Raw genomic sequence first — 21452 nt, forward strand, 5'->3', positions numbered from 1 at the left:
GTCCGAAGGGTTTTCGCGGGCGCGCTTGTGGCACTGGCTCAGTGAGCTGGTGGTGGTGCCCAGCGCATGGGGCCAGTGCCTTCTGCTCGACCCCCACGTCAACCAGGGCGAGCAGAGCTCCGGCGGGCGGGTTTCCGCGCTGGTGGGGCAGGGCGCGCAGGGCAGCGAGCTCGGCGTCCGTGGGCGGGCGGCCGGTGGAGGCAACAGTCCAGAGCATGCCGAGCTCATCGAGGGCGGCCCGGCGTTCGGGGCAGCAGCGTGCGGGTACGTCCGGCGCGGTCCCGGACGGTGCCGGCGTGGAGGGCTCGTTGGTAGGCGATGAAGTCACCGAGGTTGTAGCCCTCGGGGTCAATGAAGGTGACGGGAACACGCAGGTCGCCATGGCGTTCGCGGTAACGGTGGCAGGCGGCGAGTCCGTCGGCGAAGCGGGCCTGCCGGAGGTCCCAGATCATGCCGAGCTCGTCCAGGGCCTGGACGACGTCGGCGTGGACGTCTCCGTGTGCGTAGCGGCTGCGGCGGATCTTGAGGGTGCTGCCGAGCGGGTAGCCGTCCTCGGTCACGTGGTCGTGGGGTACGCGGAGGTGCCCGTGGGCGGAATGGTAGGCGCGGGCGTGCCGGATGAGCTGCTCGTTGGCCTGGTCGCGTGTGTGCCAGACCATGCCGAGCTCGTCGAGTGCGTCGATCCGCTCCTGCGTGAGCCGGCCCTGGGCGTAGGTGCGGCGCAGCACGTTGATGCGGGTGCCGAGGGGGTAGCCGTCGTCGGTTCGGTGGGCCTGGGGGACGGCGAGGTGGCCGTGGGCGGCGTGATAGGTGAGGGCGGTTTCGAAGCGGTGCTGGTCGGGGTCCCAGATCATGCCGAGCCGGTCCAGGGCGGTGATGCGGTCGGCGGGCATCCAGCCCTTGCGGTGGTGCTTGCGGGCGTTGAGGATCCACCGGCCGAGCCGGTGGCCGGTGTCGGTGACGTGCTCGGCGGGGACGTCGAGGTGGTTGTGCTGTTCTCGGTAGGTGGTGGCGTGGCCGTATCCCTCCCACCAGGGGGAGGTGACCTGGCGGACCATCAGCAGCTGCACCTGGGCGAGCAGCCGGTCGGCAGCTCCGGCCGGGAGTTCCACGGTGATCTTCGCCGGGAGTGGGGGGTCGTCGGTGGAGTGCAGGTGGGCGCGGCTGGTGTCGAGGGCGATACCGAGCGGTTCGTCGTGGGCGCGCAGGGCGCGGACGATCTGCCAGAGGGTGGTGTAGGCGCCGGCGTCCAGGTCGCCGATCTCGCCGTCTTCCTCGGGGACGATGATCGGCACGATCACGGTGGAGTCGCCGGGGGCGTCAGGGTGGGGGCGCAGGGCGCGGCCGACGGCCTGGACGATATCGACGCCGCTGGTTTTGGGGTGGGCGAACAGGACGGCGTCGATCGCGGGGATGTCGGTGCCTTCGCCCAGGCAGCGGGCGTTGGAGACGGTCGACCAGGTGCCGGGGTGCGGGTTGCGCAGGCTGTCGAGGATCTCGTCGCGCAGGCCGTGGTCCATTCCTCCGTGCACGTGGGCGGTGTCCGGGACCGGCAGCCGGGGGGCGAGGCGGCGGACGGCCGCGGGCAGGGTACGGGGGAACTCGGCGGCGTCGGCCACCTTGTGGTGGAAGGTCACCGCCCGGCGGACACCGTGGTGCTGGGCGGCACGGATGAGGGCGGCCTGGGCGACGAGCGTCTGGAGGCTGGGTGCGCCAGGTCCTTCCACGTACTAGCGGTCGGGGTCGGTGAGCATGGCGCGGGCCTCGCTCTCGCGGATCCCGACGAGCGCATGTGCTCCCGATACGCAGACCGCGCACGGAACAGGACGGCGTGAACGAGCGGAGCCTGCCGGATCCGGCAGGCTCCGGGTGAGAGATCCTGCCACCGATTCGCCCGTGAGGTCTGCCACGGCGGCCGAGGCCGGATCCGCCAGGCATACCGCGATGGCCCGCTGCTTGAGGCCGCGGTCGCCCAGCTGCGCCCCGAGACTGTCGGAGGAGGATCGTCGCTCCGTGCCTACACCGAACCGCCCTTTAGAACACGATCGAGTGCTGCCCGGCCTGCGGGGCCCCATGTCGGCTTGCCGCCGGGAAGGCCCCGGTCTCCGTTCTGGCCCATGAGCATGAGGAACAGGCTTTTCAGAGCGGCCAGCCCGCGGGCGCGCCGGATCGTCCCCTCGTCTGCCTGCGCGTACACGTTGAAGAACCGTGAGGCGGCGCCCGCGGGAAGGATGACCCATGCGGCCGCGAGGTCCCACGCCGGATCGCCAGCGAACAGGGCGCCGAAGTCGACGATGCCCGAGAGCGTTCCGTCCGAGACGACGACGTTCGCGGGATGAAGGTCGCCGTGCACCCAGAGTGGCGGGCCCTCCCACTCGGGCGCCGCGACGGCGTCGTCCCAGACGGCCCGGACATCGTCGGCGAGGTCGTTGGGGACGACGGAGTGGAAGAAGTGGTCGAAGCCGTCCGTGCACTTCTTGGGGTGGGCGCCGAAGTCCGAGCTGATCGGCGCCTCGGCGGGCGCCTCCACATGGAGCGCCCGGAGGAAGCCCGCCAGCGTGTCGGCCGCGTGGTCGCCGCGGCTGATCGAGCCGTGGTCCAGCGGCTCGCCGGGAACCCACGTCATCACGGTCCAGTGCTTGGGGAAGCTCTCGGACGGTTCGCCGAACCGCACCGGAGTCGGCACCGGGAGCGGAAGGCGCGGAGCCAGCACGGGTAGCCACCGCCGCTCCTTGAGCTGGAGCTCCGGGGTGGGGTCCATGCGCTGCATGCGCACGGCCAACTCGTCCCCAAGACGCCACATTTGGTTGCCCCAGCCGCCCGCCACCTCGCGGATGGCCAGCCCTGCAAGGTCTGGATGTTGCTCATGCAGCAGGTCGCGAACCAGGTCTGCGGTGATCTCGATCTCGGAGTCGGTCATGCGAAGCCACACTACTGGGGCAGGATTCTGGCTTCGCTCGTGATCCGCGACTGGCTAGCTGCCTGAGCCGGTAGCCGACGGCGGTACCTCGACGACAAAGAACAGGAAGTTGGGATTGGCCGACAGGTCCTGGAAGCCGTCCGGGAACAGCTCACGGGCGGCCGGTTCGGGCTGCGGCTCGCTGATGACGCAAAGACGGAAGCCGGCGGTGGTGAAGGCATCGGTCATCGCGTGCAACGGCCTGCGCCACAACTCCATCGGGACGGAATGCCCGTTGAGAGTCCAGTCGAAGGTATAGCTGGTGGTCGCGTGGTAGTCGGGTCGGGGATCCCGGTGTGCGTACGCCGTGAAAGGGTGGCTCACCGACGCGATTAGCCGGCCGCTGGACCGGAGTACCCGCCGCAACTCGGCCAGCGTCGGCCCCCAGTCCTCCAGGTAGTGCAGCACCAGCGACGCGACCACGTCGTCGAACGTCCCGTCGGCGAACGGCAAACGGTCGCGTAGGTCGACCACGTGGAGGGCTACATCGTCGCCGAGCCGCCGCCTCGCCAGCGCCAGCATCCCGGCGCTGACGTCGATGCCGGTGACGACGGCACCGCGGTCGCGTAGTGCAGAGGACAGGGGGCCCGAGCCGCAGCCAGCGTCCAGGATCCGACGGCCCGTCACGTCTCCGGCCAGGGCCAACATTGCGGGCCGCTCGTAGTACGCGTTTACGAGGCTGCTCTCGTTCTCCGCTGAGTACGTTGCGGCGAAGCTGTCGTAGTCGTTCGTCTGGTCCCGATCTGCAGACTGCATCGTCGCATCCTAGTAATCACGTGATCCGCCGGACAGGCCCCACGCACCGGCCGCCGCCGGACCGCCCTCCATCCATCTCACTGCGATGTCCTACACCCCAGCTACTCACGCTCGCAGTCGCTGCCGTGACCGCCCATCGCTGCCCACGCCCTGTTGCTTTCTGAAGCTCCTCGGCTGTGGTCCTGGCCTGCGAGGACGACACCCTCGCAAGACGGGTCAATAACAGGCCAAGAAAGCGAGATAACTCAGGAGCTGACGCCGATGCTGAGCGGCTTCGACCACATCACCGACTCCTGACCTGCCGTGGTCAGGAAGCGCCCTCGATGGTGGCCGGGACTTCCAGCGGCACGATCCACTCGCTGTCCTTCGGCCTGGCGGTGCTCAGGCGTACCGGCTCGTTCGCGTAGTCGCGGCGCCAATCGTCCGTGGTGCTCGCCGACCACGGCGGCGGGGAGGTGGGAGTCAGGCCCTATCGCGTCCACTCGCCGATCGCCAGCTGCTGCGGGGCGACCGTCCGGCCGGTGTCGTCGCGGCCGTCCGCGCTGAACTTCCATGGCCCCCAGATGTGGGCGCGTACCTCTTCGGGAGTGGCGGTGCCTGCGAGTCGGGGTCCATCGCCCCGGTGCGGGTTGTCGTTGCGGAGGGACGCGGTGATCTCGATGGCGCCGTGGGACAGCAGGCCGGGCGGGCCTTCGAGGTGGACCCGCAGCACGGCGGTAGAGCGAGTCTCGTTGGCCACGATCGTGCAGCGGAAGTGTGACCTTCCCCTCGTAGCGTTGAGTCCGTGGTTGCAGGGGAAGTTGAGGTCATGGGGTCCAAGAAACGGGTGTACGACGCCGAGTTCCGTGAGGGTGCTGTACGCATCGTGATCGAGACGGGGAAGCCGATCGCGCGGGTCGCCGACGAGCTCGGAGTCCACGCGGGCACGCTGCACAGCTGGGTCCCGCGCTGGCGCCGAAACGGGTCGGCATCCTCCGATCGGCCCGCGCAGGAGGCCGCCGGCGGGCGGATGCGGGAGAGCGAGCGGGGCGAACTGGAGCGGCTGCGGCGGGAGATGAGCGAGAAGAACAAGCGGATACGCGAGCTGGAGATGGAGCGTGATGTCCTCAAGCGATGCATGGTCCTCTGGGTGAAGTGACCGAACAGGCACCGGCCGAGGTGGCCGCGTTCATCGGTAACCAGAGGACCGAGCACCACGTCCCGCACCAACCGTCTGGCCTGCCGCGTGCTGGGGATCTCGGAGTCCTGGTTCTACAAGTGGCGCCGGCCGCCCGTCACCGCCCGCCGGCTGCGGAAAGGGCAGCTGTCCGACGCGGTCCGGCGGATCTTCGACGGCTCGGGCGGTACCTACGGCTCCCCGGAGATCTGGATCACGCTGGTGCGGGAGGGCTGGCGCGTGTCGGTGAACACTGTCGCGAAGCTGATGGCCGAACTCGGCCTGGCCGGACGGACGCCCTGCAGGCGACGGGGCCTGACCCGGCCCGGCAAGCGGGCCGCTGCCCCGGACTTCGTGCGCCGGACTTCGTGCGCCGGACTTCGTGCGCCGGGACTTCACCGCCACCGCTCGTGACCAGGTGTGGGCGGGCGACATGACGGAGATCGTCACCGGGGAGGGCAAGCTGTATCTGGCCACGGTCATCGATCTGTTCTCCCGGCGGCTGCTGGGCTGTGCGATGGGCGAGCGCCACGATGCCGAGCTCGTGGCCGCATCCCTCAACATGGCCGCCGCCACCCGCGGCGGCGACGTGAAGGGCGTGATCTTTCATAGCGACCGCGGCAGCGAGTACGTCTCCCGGCGGTTCAAGCGCGCCTGCCGGCGCCTGGGCGTAACGCAGTCCATGGGCCGGGCCGGGTCGTGTTTCGACAACGCCGTCAGCGAGGCGTTCAACAGCGTGCTCAAGGTCGCGTACGTCCACCGGCACACCTTCAACAGCCGCACTGAGGCCCGGCTGATGATCGCGACCTGGATCACCGGGTTCTACAACACGCATCGGCTACACAGCGTGTGCGGATACCGCAGCCCGATCGACTACGAACAAAACCACCCGGCCGACTCCGCTCTGAAGCTGGCCGCATAGAAGATCTCCACGGTTCGAGGGGATTGACAGTCACTTGGTCCCCCGCCGAAAGATCATCAGTCACTCAAGCCTATGCCCGTGGCCCCCGACGGCAGGCCGGCAGGTATGCAGGGGCCCGGACCGGGACGGCATGGCCGGTTCCCTGCCCTTCTCTTGGTCGTCAGATCGGCCGTTGCTGTTTTGCTCCCGAAACCGATGCTGCTTGACACAATGCGAGCAACTGATCTCCTCGGTGATGGGCGGTATGGATGGACTCCCTGCAATCCGGCGACCCCCGCCGGATCGGCCCGTACCGCCTGCAAGCCAGACTGGGCGCAGGCGGCATGGGCCAGGTGTTCCTGGCACTCTCCCCGGGTGGCGGCCGCAAGGTCGCGGTCAAGCTGATCCGTCCCGACTATGCCCGCAACCCCCAGTTCCGGGAGCGCTTCGCCTTGGAGGTGCAGGCCGCCCGGCGCGTGGGCGGATTCCACACCGCGCAGGTCATCGATGCCGACCCGGATGCCGAGGCCCCATGGATGGTGACCGCCTACATCAGCGGTCCCTCCTTGCAGGACTTGGTGCACGGCGGCACTCCGCTCATCCCTCAGGCGGTACGCGAGTTGGGCGCGGGTCTGGCCGAAGGTCTGGGCGCGATCCACGCGTGCGGTCTCGTCCACCGGGACCTGAAGCCCGGCAACGTGATTATGGCGGACGACGGTCCGCGCATCATCGACTTCGGCATCGCCCAGGTCGGCAACGCCAGCGCCCTGACCGTTACGGGCGCACCGATCGGTACATACGCGTTCATGTCCCCGGAACAGGTGCGAGGAGAGGACGTGGGCCCGGGGAGCGACGTGTTCTCGCTCGGCTGTGTGCTCGCCTTCGCCGCGAGCGGTCATGGTCCCTTCGACGCCCCGAACATTCCCGCGATCGTACGGCGGATCCTTGAGGAGCCACCGCGTCTGGACGGCCTCGCCGACCCACTGCACGAGCTGATCGCCGCATGCTTGGCCAAGGAACCGGCGCATCGACCGGAGATCGCCGAGATCCTGCGGCGCACCGGACCATCGCCGCATACCCGCACGGAACCGGGAGCCGCCCCGGAACCGACGGAACCGCTTGCCCCACAGGAATCACGGAAATCAGGCGTGCGCCGCGGACCGGGACGGCGCGCCATCCTGCTCGGCGGTGTCGCGGCGGCCGCGGTAGCCGTCCCCGCAGTGGTCTTCTGGCCCAGGGACAAGAAGGACCCGGGACAGCAGAGCGGTTCGGGAAAAGCGCCGGAGAAAGCAGGACCGAAGAGGCCCACCGCAGGCGAACTCAACGGCAAGGTCCCGGTGGTAGGGGCGGCGTACAGTCCCGATGGCGGGACAATCGCCGCTTCCAGCTACAGAGACACGCCGGACGACGGATCGGGCGACAAAGGGGACAGCGGCTGCATCCAGCTCTGGGACACGGCGACCCGTCGGCTCTCCACCCTGACCCTCGGGGAGTCGGACTTCCTGCCGAACGCGGTGGCGTTCAGCCCCAATGGCAAGACCCTCGCCGTTGGCAGTGCCGGTTCGGACAGCGTCACCTTGTGGAACATGGCCACGGGGCGAGTCCAGGCCACCCTCAAGCGTGAGTGGGACTTCGACGACGATTCGTGGTCCTGGACGAACGCGCTGGCGTTCAGCCCCGACGGCAAGACGCTCGCCGTCAGCGGCCAGGACTACAACACGGGAGGCGAGGGCCAAATCCGGCTGTGGGACCTGTCGGGCCGTCGTCCCGTCGGCACGGCCCTTGACGGCAGGCATGAAGGGGCCTTCTTCCACGTGGCGTTCAGCCCCGACGGACGCTCCATCGCTGCCAGCGGCGAGTCCGGAGTACGCCTTTGGGACCGCTCGAACCACCGCGTCACCGCCCTCCGCGACTCCGTGACCTACACCAACGCTGTGGCGTTCAGTCCCGACAGCAAGACTCTCGCCAGCTGCGACGGCTACAACTACGAGGCCTCGGCCAATACCGACCCCGGCGGCATCTGGCTGTGGGACGCCACTACCGGCCGTACCACCACGCTCACCGAGGAGATCGTGTACTCCGTGGCGTTCCGCCCCGACGGAAAGTCACTCGCCAGCGCCGGCAAGGACGGGCTCAAGGTATGGAACGTGGCCACGGGGCGTGCCTCCGTCCTGGACGACAGCGCACACTACTGGCTGGCGCTCAGCCCGGATGGCACAACCCTCGCCACCACAAGCAAGAGAGACTCGCCCGAAATCCAGCTCTGGAACCTCGCATGAGTCCCTGAAGAGCCGCGCAGAAACGTGCAGCGGTCCCCTCCGCGTGTGGGTGGTGTGCCGAGTTGAAGCCACAGGCCCTGGAAGCTGACTGCCGACCTGATAACGAATGGCATGACACCCGAGTGGGTTTGGGCCCACTGAACTTCCAGGGCTGGCAAGCTGCGCGGAGTCCCTGCCAGCGGCCGGTACTCCGCGACCGCCCGTCGACGCCCTCAACGTTCCGGCCCAGGCTGGCCGCTGACAGACTGGCGGCCCGCAGTTCCGGCGTGTAAGCGGCGGTCACCTCGTCCGGCGTGACGCGAGCCCGCGGGCGAGCTGCTGCCCGCTCTACGCGGGGGTGAACTCTCGTAGATAGATATGCGCGGTCGAGCCCTTGCCCGAGTAGTGGAACTCCTCGTCGGTCCCGTTCCCGCATACCTTCGACGAGAAGTCCTTGGAACCAACGTTGCCGTAGACCTGGGCGCACTGTCCGTCGGCCTCGGTGTCCTTGACCCAGCCGTCGACGTAGATCTTCCCGTCGGAACACCACAGGGAGGCTGTGGCTCGCGCCCCGGAAGTCTGGATGTCGTAGTCGTCGCCGCACACGCCCTGAAGGCTTTTACTCCTTTCCACGTCGGCCGCGCTCGCGGTCGTAACCCCCACCGCGGCAATGGAAACGACCGCTAGTGCGACCGCAGCAATTCGCTTCATCTCTCTCCCCTTAGAATGGCACTTCTCGGAGAATATGGTCGTGACTCCAGGATTTCGCAGAGTGAACCAGCCACACCTCGAGAATGCAGAGCACTCTGGCGATCAATTGACCGCCCTTCGTATCGAAAATGAAGCTAACTCATATCGCTCGGGGAATCAAAGGTTTCGGTTCTGCCCGAAATACCTTGAAGTCTGTTGAGGTGGCCGATCGGGTGTAGACGTCTTTCGTTCAGCTGCTGGCGGCGTGCTAGCCGCTGCATTCCAGCCCCGAGTGCGACGGGGACGGCACCGTACAGCACCAGCGCTGCGCAGGCACGGGCAGGACCTTGACCTGTACAGAAGACGTTGTCACAAGAACGCCCAGCACCGACGACGTCAAGCTCCCGAATATGGAGTGCCCTACCTCGCACGCCAACAAGAACCTGGCCGACAACGACCCCCTGCGAGACCACCTCACAAAAGAGTTCGGCCCGGGCCTGAAGACTGGCTTTATTCACGAGTAGTGGTTCTGGCACAGGTTCCGGGCTCTGTCGCTATTTTGGGGGTAGTTGGGCATCGATCTTGTGTGATGGGTGGGGTTCGCGTCGCGGACGTTCTGTTGCCAGGTGTCGGGGTTCAGGTCAAGGAAGTGGCACTCACGGATACGGAGGTTCGACTGGCTGTGCGGTCGCAAGCCGCTTCGGCCGCATGTCCCGACTGCGGACGATGTCAATCCCCTCGAACCGTGGAGATCTTCTATGCGGCCAGCTTCAGAGCGGAGTCGGCCGGGTGGTTTTGTTCGAAGTCGATCGGGCTGCGGTATCCGCACACGCTGTGTAGCCGATGCGTGTTGTAGAACCCGGTGATCCAGGTCGCGATCATCAGCCGGGCCTCAGTGCGGCTGTTGAAGGTGTGCCGGTGGACGTACGCGACCTTGAGCACGCTGTTGAACGCCTCGCTGACGGCGTTGTCGAAACACGACCCGGCCCGGCCCATGGACTGCGTTACGCCCAGGCGCCGGCAGGCGCGCTTGAACCGCCGGGAGACGTACTCACCGGGCTCAAGTGGTCGTCGCAACACCGGCTTCTTGGACCAAGAGTAGATGTTCGTTGAGGGCTTCGGCGGGTGTCTTCCAACCGAGGGTCTTGCGGGGCCTGTTGTTGAGTGCGAGAGCAACAGCCGCGAGTTCGTCGGTATCCCATCGCGACAGGTCGGTGCCCTTCGGAAAGTACTGGCGAAGGAGTCCGTTCGTGTTCTCGTTGGTGCCCCGTTGCCAGGGGCTGTGCGGGTCGGCGAAGTAGACCTGCAGCCCGGTGTCGATGCGGAGCTGGGCATGCTGGGCCAGTTCTTTGCCGCGGTCCCCGGTCAGCGAGCGGCGCAAGCGCTCGGGCAGCGCGGTGATCGTGGCGGCGATCGCGTCCTTGACTGCCTCGGCGCCGCGGCCGGCCAGGGCCGGGCCGTTCTTCACACGTGGTTCGACGCCGTAGCCATCCATCCGGGGCAGATGCAGCAGCATCGTGAACCTGGTCGTGCGCTCGACGAGCGCGCCGATCGCCGAGCGGTTCAGGCCGATGATCAGGTCGCCCTCCCAGTGCCCCGGAACCGCGCGGTCCTCGGCCTCGGCCGATCGTTCGCTGATCATCACCTCAGGCGTGACATGGCCGCCGGGTCGCCGCCGGGAGCGTGCTCGCGGGACACGCAGCGCACGCCCGGTGCGCAGGCAGGCGACCAGTTCACGCTTGAGCGCGCCACGTCCCTGGACGTAGAGGGACTGGTAGATCGCCTCGTGCGAGATGCGCATGGACTCGTCATCGGGGAAGTCGGCCTTGAGCCGGTGCGAGATCTGCTGCGGACTCCACGACGTCGCCCACCGCCGGTCCTGCCGCCGGGGCTTGTTCCGTCCCTTCCACTGCGGCGTTACCGGCCCCGGAACCGGCTTCCCGTCCGGAGCTCGGGTCACCCCGGCGAGCCTGTCCTGCACGTACTCACACAGCCGCTCGTTCACGGCCAGCTTCGCCGTCCTCGGTCGCCGAGCCCGCCGCTCGGCATGCCACTGCGCCATGGACGCCCGAGACGTCGATGACGAAGGCGGCATAGACCCAGCCGGAGAACGTCTTGATGTAGGTGATGTCCGCGACCCAGAGCTGGTTCGGGGCGGTGTGGCGGTGAACTGCCGCTCGACCAGGTCGGCGGGCCGGTCGGTCTCGGGAGCGGGGCGGGTGGTGCGCGGGCTCTTGGCCCGGATCACCCCGCGCAGCCCGGCCCGGCGCATGAGGCGTTCGACCGTGCAGCGGGCCACCGTGAAGTTCTCGCGGACCAGGGCGGCATGGACTTTCCGGGCCCCGTAGACACCGTAGTTGTCGGTGTGGATGCGGCGTATCTCCGCGGTGAGTTCTTCGTCGCGCCGGCTGCGGGCCGACGGCAGGCGGTGGTGGGCGGCGTAGTAGGTGCTCGGCGCGATCGGCGCGTCCGTCTCGGCGAGGACGTCGCAGATCGGCTGGACGCCGAACAGATCCTTGTGCTGGTCGATGTAGGCGACCTTCATCGCAGTGGACGGTCCAGCTCCGCGGCGAAGAAAGCCGAGGCGGACTTCAATATCGCGTTCGCCCGCCGCAGTTCTTTCACCTCCCGCTCCAGCTCGGCGATCCGGGCGGCCTCGGCGCTGGTGGTCCCGGGCACGATGCCCTCGTCGGTCTCGGCCCGCTTGACCCACCCCCGCAGAGCCTCGGGATGCACGTCCAACTGGTCGGCGATGCGCCTGATCGCACCGGCCCGGCCGGCCGGGTCCTTGCGGGCCTCGACCGCCAGACGCGTCGCGCGTTCACGCAGTTCGTCGGGGTACTTACGAGGAGCAGCCATGAACGGCGTCCTTCCGGGTCTTCGATATCTCCATCAAACCCGGGGCGATTCAGTAGAGACGGTTCCGGCTTGTTGGGTGATCTGCGATCATGTCGAGATGTCGATCACTGTCTCCGTGCCGTGCCCGACGTGTTCGGGGCGCGCCCGACCTGCCTGGTCGGAGAGTCCTGCGCCGCGCTGGGCCGCGCTGGCTGGCACAGCGCGTGTGGAGTGGGCGGACGGCACTCTTTGCAGCCTGCCGCTGGACTCGCGTGAGCTGTTCCCCAGGGCGGAGTCGCTGCCGCGGCCCGGCGAGGAGCGGGTGGTCAGGGTGCACGGGCCCTTCCTCGCCGATGGCCGAGCCCCGTTCTGGGCGCTGTTCGAGCCTGCTCTCGCCGCGCTGAACGGGCTGGACGAATATCCGGAGTTGATGCGGAACTGTGCGCTGACCGCTTGCACGCCCCTTGCCGTGCTCGCCCGGGGAAGCGGGTATGCCTGGTTGCGAGTCCGAGTGGAGAAGCTCACGAAGTTGCTCGAGGCCGCAGACAGAATCCCGCCCTCGACTGCCGGCTCATTGGAAGACTTGCTCCCTCCGGATGGGGCCCGGATGACGTCCAGCCAGGTCGCTTCGGGCGGCCTGCGCTACTACGAATGGTCGCTTCAGAGCAACATCGGGCGCTGGGCGGTGTGCACCGACAACGAGCACGGCATGGCTGTCCTGCTCTACGGGGAGTGGGCTTTCGATCAGGACGACGTCGCTCTTGGCCATCGCCCGCTCTCCCCGTCCGAGACCGCCCTGCTGCGGGCCGCGTGGCCCGACCCGCGCCCCGGCCGCAGCGGATGATCCACTGCCCGAGGGCCAAGAGCGGCAGCCACAGCCGGGCGGCGGCACGCCATTTGGACAAACGGGCCGTCGGCGGCACAGAAACGGCGCCGCACCCAGCGTGCGCCCGAGGCAACGCCGGGGGAACGCGGCGGCGTTGTCGGGCTGGTCGGCGAGAACGCCCATGACCAAGAGGGGCGTTGTGCCTTGCACCGCGTCGAGCAGGGATGCCCGGCCGCCGTGCGTCACGAACAGGTCGGCGTGGCGCAGGTGCGCGGGTTGCGGGACGTGCTCGACGACCTTGATGCGGGGGTCGGTGCTCCGCAGGTGCTCCGCGAGGTTGCCCGCGGACACGATCGCGTCGCAGTCGATTGCGGAGAGTGCGGCCATGATTTCCCGGTATGCGCTCCCCACGACGGTACGCAGATCGGTCATTGCGGTGGTCAAGGTGCCCAGGCTCACGTAGACAAGCGGACGGGAGGACAGAGAGCGGTCCAGCCACCTGGGCAGGGTGGTTCGGAATTCGGCGACGGTGCGTCGAACCGCGCGCGCCGAGGGTGGGGGAGCCGGGTAGAACCACGCGACCGGCGCGGGGCTGATCATTGAAGGAAGCACGGGAGTGTCCAGTTCGTACTGCTTGTAGAGGGGAAGCAGCGCGGGTGCGATGTCGGTGTCCCAGAGGTCCAGGAGCACCGGTCCGAGGCCGTTGTCCGCTGCGAGCATGGGCAGCCCCAAGGCCGTCTTCGCGGTGCTGTTCACCCTCACGCTGACGGACTCGGACAGCGGTGGTGCGGCGCCCTGGGTTCACGCGGTGCTTTTCGTCTGCTCCGGCGCCGTGGCTGTCACCGTTCTCCGGAAGATGAGGGTCCGGTGAACCACGCCGGCCAACACTGACCGGCCTCACCACCAGGCTCCCACGTCCGGGGACGATCGGGCCCGGGTGCGCCGTCACAGCGCACCCGGGCCCGCGTCCGGCGGTGCCAGCGGTGCTGATCCAGCATCAGTACTGTTAAGCGGGCAGGCGCGGGTCCTCCGGGTATTCAGGCAGCTTGGCCGAAGCCGGCCGCAGTCGGGTCCTGCTCGCGCAGCGGGGTGAAGTCCACGTCCAGCTTCGGGTCGTACGCCTGCGGCTGGATGCCCAGCTCGTGCGTGGAGTACTTGCCGAACCGGTTGATGTGCTCGGTCAGGTACGGGGAGATGTGGGCCAAGTCCTCCGGCTCGATCGTCCAGCCCTCCTCCAGCAGCTGCCGGACAATCTCGGCGATGTCCAGGGCGTTATGAAAAATCACCGCGTTCGTGAGCGGGGCATTGAATTTCATCGCCTTCTCCTGCTCGACCGGGTCGGTTGTCGGCGATGACCCCGCGGTTGCCGAACCCGATCCACTGCGAGAACCGGTTGAATGACTCCACCTTGTTCGTCGCCGCCGTCACCCGTCTCCGAAGCGGGGCATCCGAGAGATAGCGCAGCAGCTGCACAGTACGGATCACGCGGCCGACCTCGCGGAAGGCGGTGTAGGTGGCGTTCTTCTTCGACCCCGACCGCAGGCGCTTGAGCAGCGCGGACGACGAGATCGCGCCCTCCCGCACCGAGACAGCCACGCGCATCAGGTGCCGGAACTGGGACTCGATCAGGTCCCAGTCGATAACCAGGCCCTCGTTGTCGGGGTAGCCGGCATCCGCCGCCGCAGCGGCGTTGCGCAGCTTGAGCACGGTGCGGTAGTTGCCGATCAGGGCCTCGACGATCTCCCGCTCGGCCAGCCGGATCTCCTCCAGCTCCTGCTTCGCCTTCTTGATCTCCGTCGCGACGCGCTTGCAGAACATCGTCGCCAGGTCGTCCCGCACCCGCATCCGGGCCTTGTGCACCAAGCAAGCCACCAGCGCGAGGCGCTTGACCGACTTGTAGTCCCGCAGCTCCGCCACGTCGGCGGCGTCCGCCTCCCCGGCGAAGTCGGTGATCTTCCCCGAGGCCACGCCCTCCATCCACACGTCCGTGTCACCAAGGCCGTCCACCCACTCCAGGCGGCTGGTCAGGCGCTTGAAGTGCGACCAGCTCGGCCCCTGCGCGGGCTTCTTCAGCCGGTTGAACAGCGTCGTGCCGTCCGCTTCGCGTTCCTCCAGCAGCCGCAGCAGGCCGGCCCGCTCCGCCGGGCTGATCCGTCCGTGGATGCCGTCGCAGGTCGCGGTGTTCACCTCGCGGCGGACCTTCGAGGCCATCGCGTCGAAGGTGGAGAACGCCAGCAGCTCCAGCCCGGCCTCCACCACCTTCTCCAGCGCGATGTTGATCAGGTCCGCCGGGCGGTTCTTCGCCGCCGCCTCCTTGCGGATCGACTGCTCGGCGATCCGCCGGGCCTGCGCCTGGTCATAGAGCACGCCGACGCGCTTGCGGATCACGCCCCGGTGGTTCTTGGCGGTCTTCTCCGCCTGGTACACCGGCAGCGTGCCCTCCGGCAGCTCCACCTGACGCCGGACGAACTCCACCACCTGCTCGGGGACGTCCTCCAGCTTCGGGAAGCACCCCATGCGCTGATACGACTTCAGCATCAGCAGCAGGGCCAACAGATGCTCATCGCAGTCCGTGGCATCGGACACCCACGCAAGCTCATCGCGCGTCGGCGAGAAGAACAGATACAGCTCGTGCGCGGTGATCAGCCGCTTGAACCGCGGATACGCAGTCGGTTCGTTCGAGGTCACAACCCACCCCAGGCCCCAGACGACGGTCAACATCACCACCAACGACACTGAGCCGAATGGGTGACGGGCCGGGGGCTCTCAGGGCTTCAAGATCATCCCATGGCCCCTTTTAGGCCCACCTCGGCGATACCCCTCCGGTCTCCCTCAAGCTGGAGGACCTGGACGTGATCTGTGTTGTGCTCGGCTGCGAGATCGGCGATCTGCTGGTTCCTGAGCCCGGGAAGGTCAGCCGCCCGGATCTACAGGCTGGAGTCCAGGAGGCCACGACCGGCTCGATGGTGGCCCCGGCCGTCGTGCCCAAGCGTCGCGACGGCCGTTCCCTGCCGCCGATGTGACCTGGTCACCAACACCATGGGGAAGATCAGCGAGAACAAGTCGGCGGCCTCCTGCTCGGGCTGTTTCGCCTGGGGGCAGTTGCCCGGCCGGTTCTGCCGCGGCTGCTATACCTACGGTCAGCAACACGCCGTCGGCGAGTGCGTCGGCTGCCGACGACAGGTCCCGGTCGATGACAAGTACGGCTACTGCCGCCTCTGTCGGGCTCAGGCGACCTGGGCGATCAAGGCCAGCGGCAAGGCTTCGGTGATCGAGCCGTACCTACGGCGGGTGACCTGCCAGCAGCTGTTCTTCGCGAACCTCCAGCGGCCCAAGAACGGCGGGCCCCGGGTCGGTAAGGCCGGGCGGCGTGTGCTGAAGCCGCCACCGTCTCCCGAACCACACCGCGTGATCACCACGTCAGGGCAACTGACGCTGTTCACTGCCACTCGGGACTTCCGCCGGTTCGACCGGGAACTCCACCGAGCCGCTGGATCACCAGCGATGTGAACCGAGCTCTGGTCATCGTGCTGTCCGGCTTCCGCGAAGGTGAGTCGATCCGGTACTCCGACCTCTTCCCGGTCCTGCGAATTCGTGGGCTTCCCTTCGTGCGGACCGCGGAAGTCCTCGACCGCCTCGGCCTGTTCGTCGACGACCGGGCCCCTGCCGTCGACCAGTGACTGGAGCGCAAGCTCGGCGGGATGCCCCCGGGCATCCATCGCGCCGTCGAGGCCTGGGTTCGCACTCTCCTCGACTCTGGTCCGCGATCTGAGCCCCGTTCCCGGCACATGGCATGGGCCTACCTGGGAGAGATCCAGCCGGTGCTGCTGGAGGGGTCCAGCCGCTACGACCACCTGCGAGAGGTCACCCGGGAGGACATCATCGCGGTCCGGGACGCTGTCACCGGCAAACAGCGCTGGGTGATGTTCGTCGATCTCGATCGACCATGTGTGCGCCGCCCGGATCGCCGGGGACGTCGAGCGGCTCGTCGCGCTCTTCGCGGACGACGTCGACTGGCTGCTCGCCGAGAACTCGACGCGGGGTCATCTGGAGCATGGGAAATCGCCGACGCCGGAAGCCTGGCCAGCCAATTGCCGACCGAACGCAACCGAGGCGAGCCGGGTCGAAGTTTGTCCACGTCGACGAGGGGCCACGTTGCGCAGTGCGAGGGAAACGCGTGGGGCACGCCGCGCCATTGCAGCCAGGGCTTGCCCGCAGCGCCGGGCTAGTAGATGACGCCTTCCTGCAGGGTGGCACCCGCGTAGGAGCTGCCGCCATCCTTTGCCTTCACGAGGACGTAGCGGAGCTTGCCGTGGTCCAGCGCCTCCTTCAGGTCGTGCGCCAGCTTGCCGTCCCGTGGGGACTTCGTCTCACGCTCTTTCATCGCCTCGATGATCGTCTCCACGTACTCCCTGGTCATCTGCTGGACCATCTTGTTCTTATGACGGCCCTTCCCCTGACGCCAGCCGGGGTCGCTCGATGGCGCCTTGGCCTCGACGATGAGCAGCGTGCCGTCCTTGAGCCGGTACAGCTGGTCGAACATATCGGCACCATTGGGGGTTTTGGGCAGGGGGATCCACTGGGCTCCCGGGAATTCCTCCGGAATGACGTGATAGCGTGCCGCGCTCTCGCCGAGCCGCTCGGGTATGGAGCTGTTGTTGGGCGTGACGCCTAGTTCTTTCCGGTAGTGCTTCAGTGCCTTGTCGCGTGTCTGCCCATTGGCCACGCTCTTATTCTTCTGGAACTTCCGCTCCGCGTTGGTGAGATCCACCGACGTCTTGCGATGGTCAGCGATCTTGTTGAGCAGGCTGCCCCGTTTTCTGTCACCGAGCGAGCCCGGGCCGACGGACTTCGCGGAGGACAGCTTCGCGCCGGGGGCCGAGGGCAGCTTGTCCTTGGAGATCCAGTGGTTTTCGTTGTCCTTGGCGAGTTTCGGCAGCGCGACGCCGTTCTCCGTGGTGTGTATGCTCTGTCGGCGGCCGTCGCTGATGTAGTTGTCGGAGTACCAGACCGGGTCGTTGTTGGCCTTCCAGACCATCTCGTCCTGGATGTACTTGTGGGGGTCGACGGCACTGCTCAGCAGTTCGTTGCAGGTGAACACGCTGTTCGTACGCTGCGGGGTGCCGTCCGGGCCGGGCGGATAGGTGGTGAACACGGCCGCGTCGAAAGCGGGCCCGCCCGCGCCGTTGCAGTACTTGTCGAGCTTGAGCTTCTTGAACTCCTTCGCCAGTGCCTGCCGATCACTGCCGGCCAGGACGGTGGAGGCGTTCGGGTCGATGTCGATCCAGGCGACCTTGTCGAAGCCGGGCGGGACCACCCCGGTACCGGAGAGTTCGTTGATCGCCGCCGCGAAGTCGTTCACGACCGCGTCCGTGCCCCCGGACACGGCCTTGCGCTGGATGGTCTGTTTGCCAGTCAGGTTCTGGAGGTCGGCCTTGTACCCGTCCGTGGAACCCTCGGGTTTGTAGGTATTGCCCCAGACGACCTTGTTCCCCGCGCGCGCCAGATCGCTCGCATACTGCAGCGTCCGCCGGTCGGAGACGGAGAGCTGGGCTGTCTTCGCTTCCAGTTCGGCAATGCCGCTCTCGCCGGAAACGCTCAGGTTGTCGGTGTTCACGGCTAGGTCGTAGAACGGCTCGAACGCTCCCTGCTGCTTCAGATTGGCCACCGTCTTGCCGACATTGCTGAGCCGGCTCTCGCGGACCTCGGGGCTGGTCCGCGGACCGATGTCGGCCGTCATGGCGTCGAGGAGCTGCAGGACGGGCTTGCCCTTGCTGTCGTTGGCCCGCTGGTCGCCCAGTGGCTCATTGAGCTTGAAACCGCGGCCCATCAGCCTTTTGACGAGCGCCGGGTCGTCGCCCATGACGCTCGCTTCGTAGAAGACCGCGGACCAGCTCACCGGGATCGTCTGGCCGGGCGGTGCCGTATTCGTCGCCGTAGCCGTCAGCGTGCGGTTCCCGCCGGGAGGCACGGAAACAGGACTGTTCAGGGGCGTCTGTCCGGCTACGGTCACTATCACCGTGCCGCTGGCCGGAGCGGTGCCCTGGTTGGTCACGTTCACGGTGGCCGGGCAGCTCGGAGTGCTGCAGAACGATGCCGTGAGCTGTACGGCCACGTCCGTCTGGGCCGCCACACGTTGGCTCAGCGGTTCGGCCTGCTCTTGCGAGGTGTCGACCCGGCGTACGTTCTCCGTTGTGCTCTGCACCTGGGCCGCGTCAGGCTCGCTGACCGCGGACGCCAGGGCAGGGGCGGGCGCGGGCTCACCGGCCGCCGCCGGCACGTGACCTGCGGACTGCACATGGCCCGCGGACCGTGCGGCACCGTCCTGCGGGCCGGAGCGGAAGACGGCAGTGCGCGCATCCGAGGCGTCCGGCGCAGGTTCGGGTGTGCTGGCTCCTTGAGATCCAGCGGAACCCGGCAGGCTGACCGAGAGCGGCTGGTACGGAGGGGACGCACTCACCACGAAGCGCAAGGTGCCGTCGGTCAGTACCTTCGCCGGACGGCCGTTCACCGACGTGGCCCCGCTCTGGCGCCACCTGGACGGCCGCCCGGACGGACCATCGGTGCCCTTGCCCGAGAGGGCGTCGGCGATCGCCGTCGGAGTCATCCGGGACAGCTCGGCCAGGCCGATCACCCCCTGCGGCGGGTCGGCCACCCAGGTGTTGGCCAGCGCTTCGGCGCTGCCCGGCTCGTGCTCGAACCACCACTGGCTGTTGCCGCGCAGAAGGGTTCGCTTGGGGCTCACAGCGAGCTCCGCGTATGCCCCCGAGTCACGGCTCAGGGTTCCGTACGCAGTGCCGTCGCGGGCGACCGTCAGACGGAAGCCGATGATCGCGCCGTTGCCGTTCACCGTGGTCCCCGCATAGGTGACCCCGCGCCAGGCACGCAGGCTCTTCGTGGCCGCCGAGGCCAGCTGCGGGGGCGTCTTCTCGCGTGGCCAGAGCACAAAGGTCATCAGACCGGCGACGAGCACCATGACCAGCGCCAGGACGCCCCAACGCCAGTACCAGCGACTGGACTTAATCAGTCGGACAAGCGCTCCAGCCGCCCGGGACGCCCGACTGCCCGCTGGCGGTGGCGGTGGCGGTGGCGGTGGCGGTGGCGGTGGCGAGAAATGCGGCGCCTGCGGGGGAAGTGGTGGGAACGAAGGGTAGGGGGGAAGTGGGGATTGCGTAGGTGCTTGCTCGGACGGTACTGATGCGCTGTCCCGTGCGTCCACATCTGCCCCCGGTTCCGGGACCGGGCGACCCCACCGGGTCGTGGCGTGATGGTCCCGATTCCCCATTCCTGATTGCCATCCCAATCCCCCTTTCAAACAAGCTTGTTCGCGCCACGTGGCAGGTTCCCGCCGCTCCCTGAATCCTACGGTCACTGATCACCTCACGGTCCAGGCCAGAGATCGGCCCGAGGAGCGCCGACCCGGGCTGTATCAACCAGGTTCTAACGACGCCGCAGCCGGTCAGCGATCTTCCGCCGAACCCTGGAGCCGATACGCCGCCGGAGATCACGGAAGGTCACCAGCAGGCTGGGTTCCTCGGGGAACAAGCGACAGTTGAATAGGAGAGGCCACCAGTAAGTACCAAGCCCGGACCCCGCGACTTCACCACGGGTCAACCCCCTAGAAATCCGGGCACTGACCCTCGGGTTCCCGCTGAGAACCCTTCAGTTTTCCCGAACTCGCGGGGGACCGGGGGTCCGGCCAAGGTGAGCCCAAAAGCCGCCACGGGATGATCTTGAAGGTTTGAGCCGTTGGTTGCGCTCTATCACTGAGGGCCCACACCTGTCCCGGATTCCACGGTTCTGATCTTCGCCGGCCCGCGTCCCGCGGACCCCTTCGGTCGGTACGTCATCACGACGTTCGTGAAGGGCACGAACATGACGTTCGCCGAGCCGCCCGGCGCATCGCCAGCGTCACCACGCACGAACTGTCCATCGCTGCCCGCCGCCACACGACCCTGGCGAAGCTGAACGAGGCGGTCACCGATGTGGTGAACGCGCACACCAAGCTCGACATGTCCCGCGCCTGGGGCAACAGCACCACCGCGGCCGCCGACGGCACCCACATGGACACCTACCTTGACAACCTGCTCGCCGAGATCAGCGTCAGGTACGGCGGCAACGGCGTGATGATCTACTGGCACGTGGAGCGGAAGAACGTCTGCATCTACTCGCAGCTGAAGTCCTGTTCGTCGTCCGAGGTCGCGGCGATGATCGAGGGACTGCGGCGGCACTGCACGGACGCCGAGATCGAGTCGAACTACGTCGACACACATGGCGCGTCTGTCGTTGGGTTCGCCTTCACCGAGCTGCTCAACTTCCGCCTGCTGCCCAGGTTGAAGAACATCGGCAGCATCCGCCTGTACCGGCCCGACGACACCCCGCCCGGCTGGCCGGCGCTCGGTGGTTCGCTGAGCCAGGCCATCAAGCGGGACCTGATCGAGCAGCAGTACGACCAGATGGTCAAGTACGCCACTGCGCTCCGACTGGGGACGGCGGAGGCGGAGCAGGTGCTGCGGCGCTTCACCCGAGGCGGGCCCAAGCACCCCGCGTACGCCGCGCTCGAAGAAACTGGCCGCGCGGTCCGTACGGTCTTCGCCTGCGACTACCTCGCCGGTCCCGGCCTGCGCCGGGAGATCCACGGCGGGCTCCAGGTCGTGGAGAACTGGAACTCGGCGAACACCGTGCTCCATTACGGCAAGGACGGCGCGCTCACCGGCCCGGACAAGGAACACGCCGAAACCTCTATGCTCGCCCCGCACCTGCTTCAGTCCGCGCTCGTGCACGTCAACTCTCTGCCGCTTCAGCAGGTCCTCGCCGAACCGGCCTGGGCGAAGAAGCTCTCGGACGAGGACCGGCGCGGGCTCACCGCGCTGTTCTGGTCCAACATCAACCCGTACGGCACCTTCCGTCTGGAGATGGACAAGCGGCTCGACCTCGCGCCGCTTCTCTCGGTACCCCGTCCCCGCACCCCGGCGGACGCCTCCGGCCAGGCCCTGGCGGAGCCGAGGTGAATGCCGTGCCGACGGGCCGGTGCCTGTACCGGCCTTCGGGAACCAACGGGACGCCAA

At 67.7% G+C, this 21452-nt stretch carries 20 protein-coding genes, 1 pseudogene and 1 other annotated feature; of the genes and pseudogenes, 9 read left to right on the top strand and 12 right to left on the bottom strand.

Features of this window, described 5'->3' with window-relative positions; translation table 11 throughout:
- Positions 1-224 precede the first annotated feature (224 nt).
- The 4 genes from OHA19_RS41065 to OHA19_RS41080 form a co-directional block, all read right to left on the bottom strand.
- Positions 225-1727, bottom strand: coding sequence for a Helicase associated domain protein (locus tag OHA19_RS41065; RefSeq protein ID WP_331750123.1), 1503 nt, complete (start codon positions 1725-1727; stop codon positions 225-227).
- 290 nt (positions 1728-2017) lie between these two features.
- Complete coding sequence (locus tag OHA19_RS41070; protein ID WP_331754297.1) at positions 2018-2920, bottom strand: aminoglycoside phosphotransferase family protein; 903 nt, start codon at positions 2918-2920, stop codon at positions 2018-2020.
- Between the two features lie 54 nt (positions 2921-2974).
- Positions 2975-3715, bottom strand: coding sequence for a class I SAM-dependent methyltransferase (locus OHA19_RS41075; RefSeq protein ID WP_331754300.1), 741 nt, complete (start codon positions 3713-3715; stop codon positions 2975-2977).
- Positions 3716-4184: 469 nt separating this feature from the next.
- On the bottom strand, positions 4185-4454 hold the full coding sequence (locus OHA19_RS41080; protein WP_331754303.1) for a hypothetical protein: 270 nt from the start codon (positions 4452-4454) through the stop codon (positions 4185-4187).
- Positions 4455-4523: 69 nt separating this feature from the next.
- Between OHA19_RS41080 and OHA19_RS41085 the strand changes: the two genes are divergently transcribed.
- From OHA19_RS41085 to OHA19_RS41100, 4 genes are all read left to right on the top strand, one after another.
- Positions 4524-4853, top strand: coding sequence for a transposase (locus tag OHA19_RS41085; RefSeq protein ID WP_331750114.1), 330 nt, complete (start codon positions 4524-4526; stop codon positions 4851-4853).
- 87 nt (positions 4854-4940) lie between these two features.
- On the top strand, positions 4941-5285 hold the full coding sequence (locus tag OHA19_RS41090; protein WP_331754306.1) for an IS3 family transposase: 345 nt from the start codon (positions 4941-4943) through the stop codon (positions 5283-5285).
- A 4-nt stretch (positions 5286-5289) separates the two neighbouring features.
- Complete coding sequence (locus tag OHA19_RS41095) at positions 5290-5793, top strand: IS3 family transposase (RefSeq protein ID WP_405753532.1); 504 nt, start codon at positions 5290-5292, stop codon at positions 5791-5793.
- A gap of 248 nt (positions 5794-6041) precedes the next feature.
- Complete coding sequence (locus tag OHA19_RS41100) at positions 6042-8051, top strand: serine/threonine-protein kinase (RefSeq protein ID WP_331750103.1); 2010 nt, start codon at positions 6042-6044, stop codon at positions 8049-8051.
- Positions 8052-8378: 327 nt separating this feature from the next.
- Here the strand turns inward: OHA19_RS41100 and OHA19_RS41105 are convergent, their stop codons facing one another.
- The 5 genes from OHA19_RS41105 to OHA19_RS41125 form a co-directional block, all read right to left on the bottom strand.
- Complete coding sequence (locus tag OHA19_RS41105; protein WP_331750101.1) at positions 8379-8741, bottom strand: hypothetical protein; 363 nt, start codon at positions 8739-8741, stop codon at positions 8379-8381.
- Between the two features lie 735 nt (positions 8742-9476).
- Positions 9477-9797: an integrase core domain-containing protein gene (locus OHA19_RS41110; protein ID WP_331754313.1), complete on the bottom strand. Its 321-nt coding sequence runs from the start codon at positions 9795-9797 to the stop codon at positions 9477-9479.
- Positions 9781-11265 carry an IS30 family transposase gene (locus OHA19_RS41115; protein ID WP_405753457.1) on the bottom strand — a complete coding sequence of 495 codons (1485 nt, stop codon included), beginning with the start codon at positions 11263-11265 and terminating at the stop codon, positions 9781-9783. The genes OHA19_RS41110 and OHA19_RS41115 overlap by 17 nt, the downstream gene beginning before the upstream one ends.
- Positions 11173-11301 (bottom strand) — a sequence feature (AL1L pseudoknot). (Overlaps the previous gene by 93 nt.)
- Positions 11262-11579, bottom strand: coding sequence for a transposase (locus OHA19_RS41120; protein WP_331750089.1), 318 nt, complete (start codon positions 11577-11579; stop codon positions 11262-11264). Its footprint overlaps the feature before it by 40 nt. The genes OHA19_RS41115 and OHA19_RS41120 overlap by 4 nt, the downstream gene beginning before the upstream one ends.
- 550 nt (positions 11580-12129) lie before the next feature.
- Complete coding sequence (locus OHA19_RS41125) at positions 12130-13104, bottom strand: hypothetical protein (protein ID WP_331750087.1); 975 nt, start codon at positions 13102-13104, stop codon at positions 12130-12132.
- Here OHA19_RS41125 and OHA19_RS41130 point away from each other — a divergent pair.
- Positions 13103-13255, top strand: a complete 153-nt coding sequence (locus OHA19_RS41130) for a hypothetical protein (RefSeq protein WP_331750084.1) — start codon at positions 13103-13105, stop codon at positions 13253-13255. The two genes, OHA19_RS41125 and OHA19_RS41130, sit on opposite strands and share 2 nt — an antisense overlap.
- Before the next feature lie 166 nt (positions 13256-13421).
- Here OHA19_RS41130 and OHA19_RS41135 read toward each other — a convergent pair whose 3' ends face one another.
- Both OHA19_RS41135 and OHA19_RS41140 read right to left on the bottom strand, forming a co-directional pair.
- Positions 13422-13700: a Tn3 family transposase gene (locus OHA19_RS41135; protein WP_331750082.1), complete on the bottom strand. Its 279-nt coding sequence runs from the start codon at positions 13698-13700 to the stop codon at positions 13422-13424.
- A complete protein-coding gene (locus OHA19_RS41140) occupies positions 13657-15072 on the bottom strand; it encodes a Tn3 family transposase (RefSeq protein WP_331754319.1) in 1416 nt (471 codons plus the stop codon). Before OHA19_RS41140 ends, OHA19_RS41135 begins: the two co-directional genes overlap by 44 nt.
- A gap of 134 nt (positions 15073-15206) precedes the next feature.
- Here OHA19_RS41140 and OHA19_RS41145 point away from each other — a divergent pair.
- From OHA19_RS41145 to OHA19_RS41155, 3 genes and pseudogenes are all read left to right on the top strand, one after another.
- A pseudogene (locus OHA19_RS41145) lies at positions 15207-15407 on the top strand (helix-turn-helix domain-containing protein); the annotation flags it as partial.
- Positions 15408-15423: 16 nt separating this feature from the next.
- Entirely contained in the window at positions 15424-15894 is a 471-nt protein-coding gene (locus OHA19_RS41150; protein ID WP_331754322.1) for a hypothetical protein, read from the top strand.
- Positions 15891-16064, top strand: a complete 174-nt coding sequence (locus OHA19_RS41155; protein ID WP_331750075.1) for a hypothetical protein — start codon at positions 15891-15893, stop codon at positions 16062-16064. The genes OHA19_RS41150 and OHA19_RS41155 overlap by 4 nt, the downstream gene beginning before the upstream one ends.
- 545 nt (positions 16065-16609) lie before the next feature.
- On the opposite strand, the gene OHA19_RS41160 is transcribed toward OHA19_RS41155, so the two are convergent.
- On the bottom strand, positions 16610-19360 hold the full coding sequence (locus OHA19_RS41160; protein ID WP_331754325.1) for a hypothetical protein: 2751 nt from the start codon (positions 19358-19360) through the stop codon (positions 16610-16612).
- Between the two features lie 790 nt (positions 19361-20150).
- On the opposite strand from OHA19_RS41160, the gene OHA19_RS41165 reads away from it, so the two are divergent.
- Complete coding sequence (locus OHA19_RS41165) at positions 20151-21395, top strand: Tn3 family transposase (RefSeq protein ID WP_331754705.1); 1245 nt, start codon at positions 20151-20153, stop codon at positions 21393-21395.
- Positions 21396-21452 lie beyond the last annotated feature (57 nt).

It is taken from the genome of Streptomyces sp. NBC_00012, assembly GCF_045040875.1.
Lineage (GTDB): Bacteria > Actinomycetota > Actinomycetes > Streptomycetales > Streptomycetaceae > Streptomyces.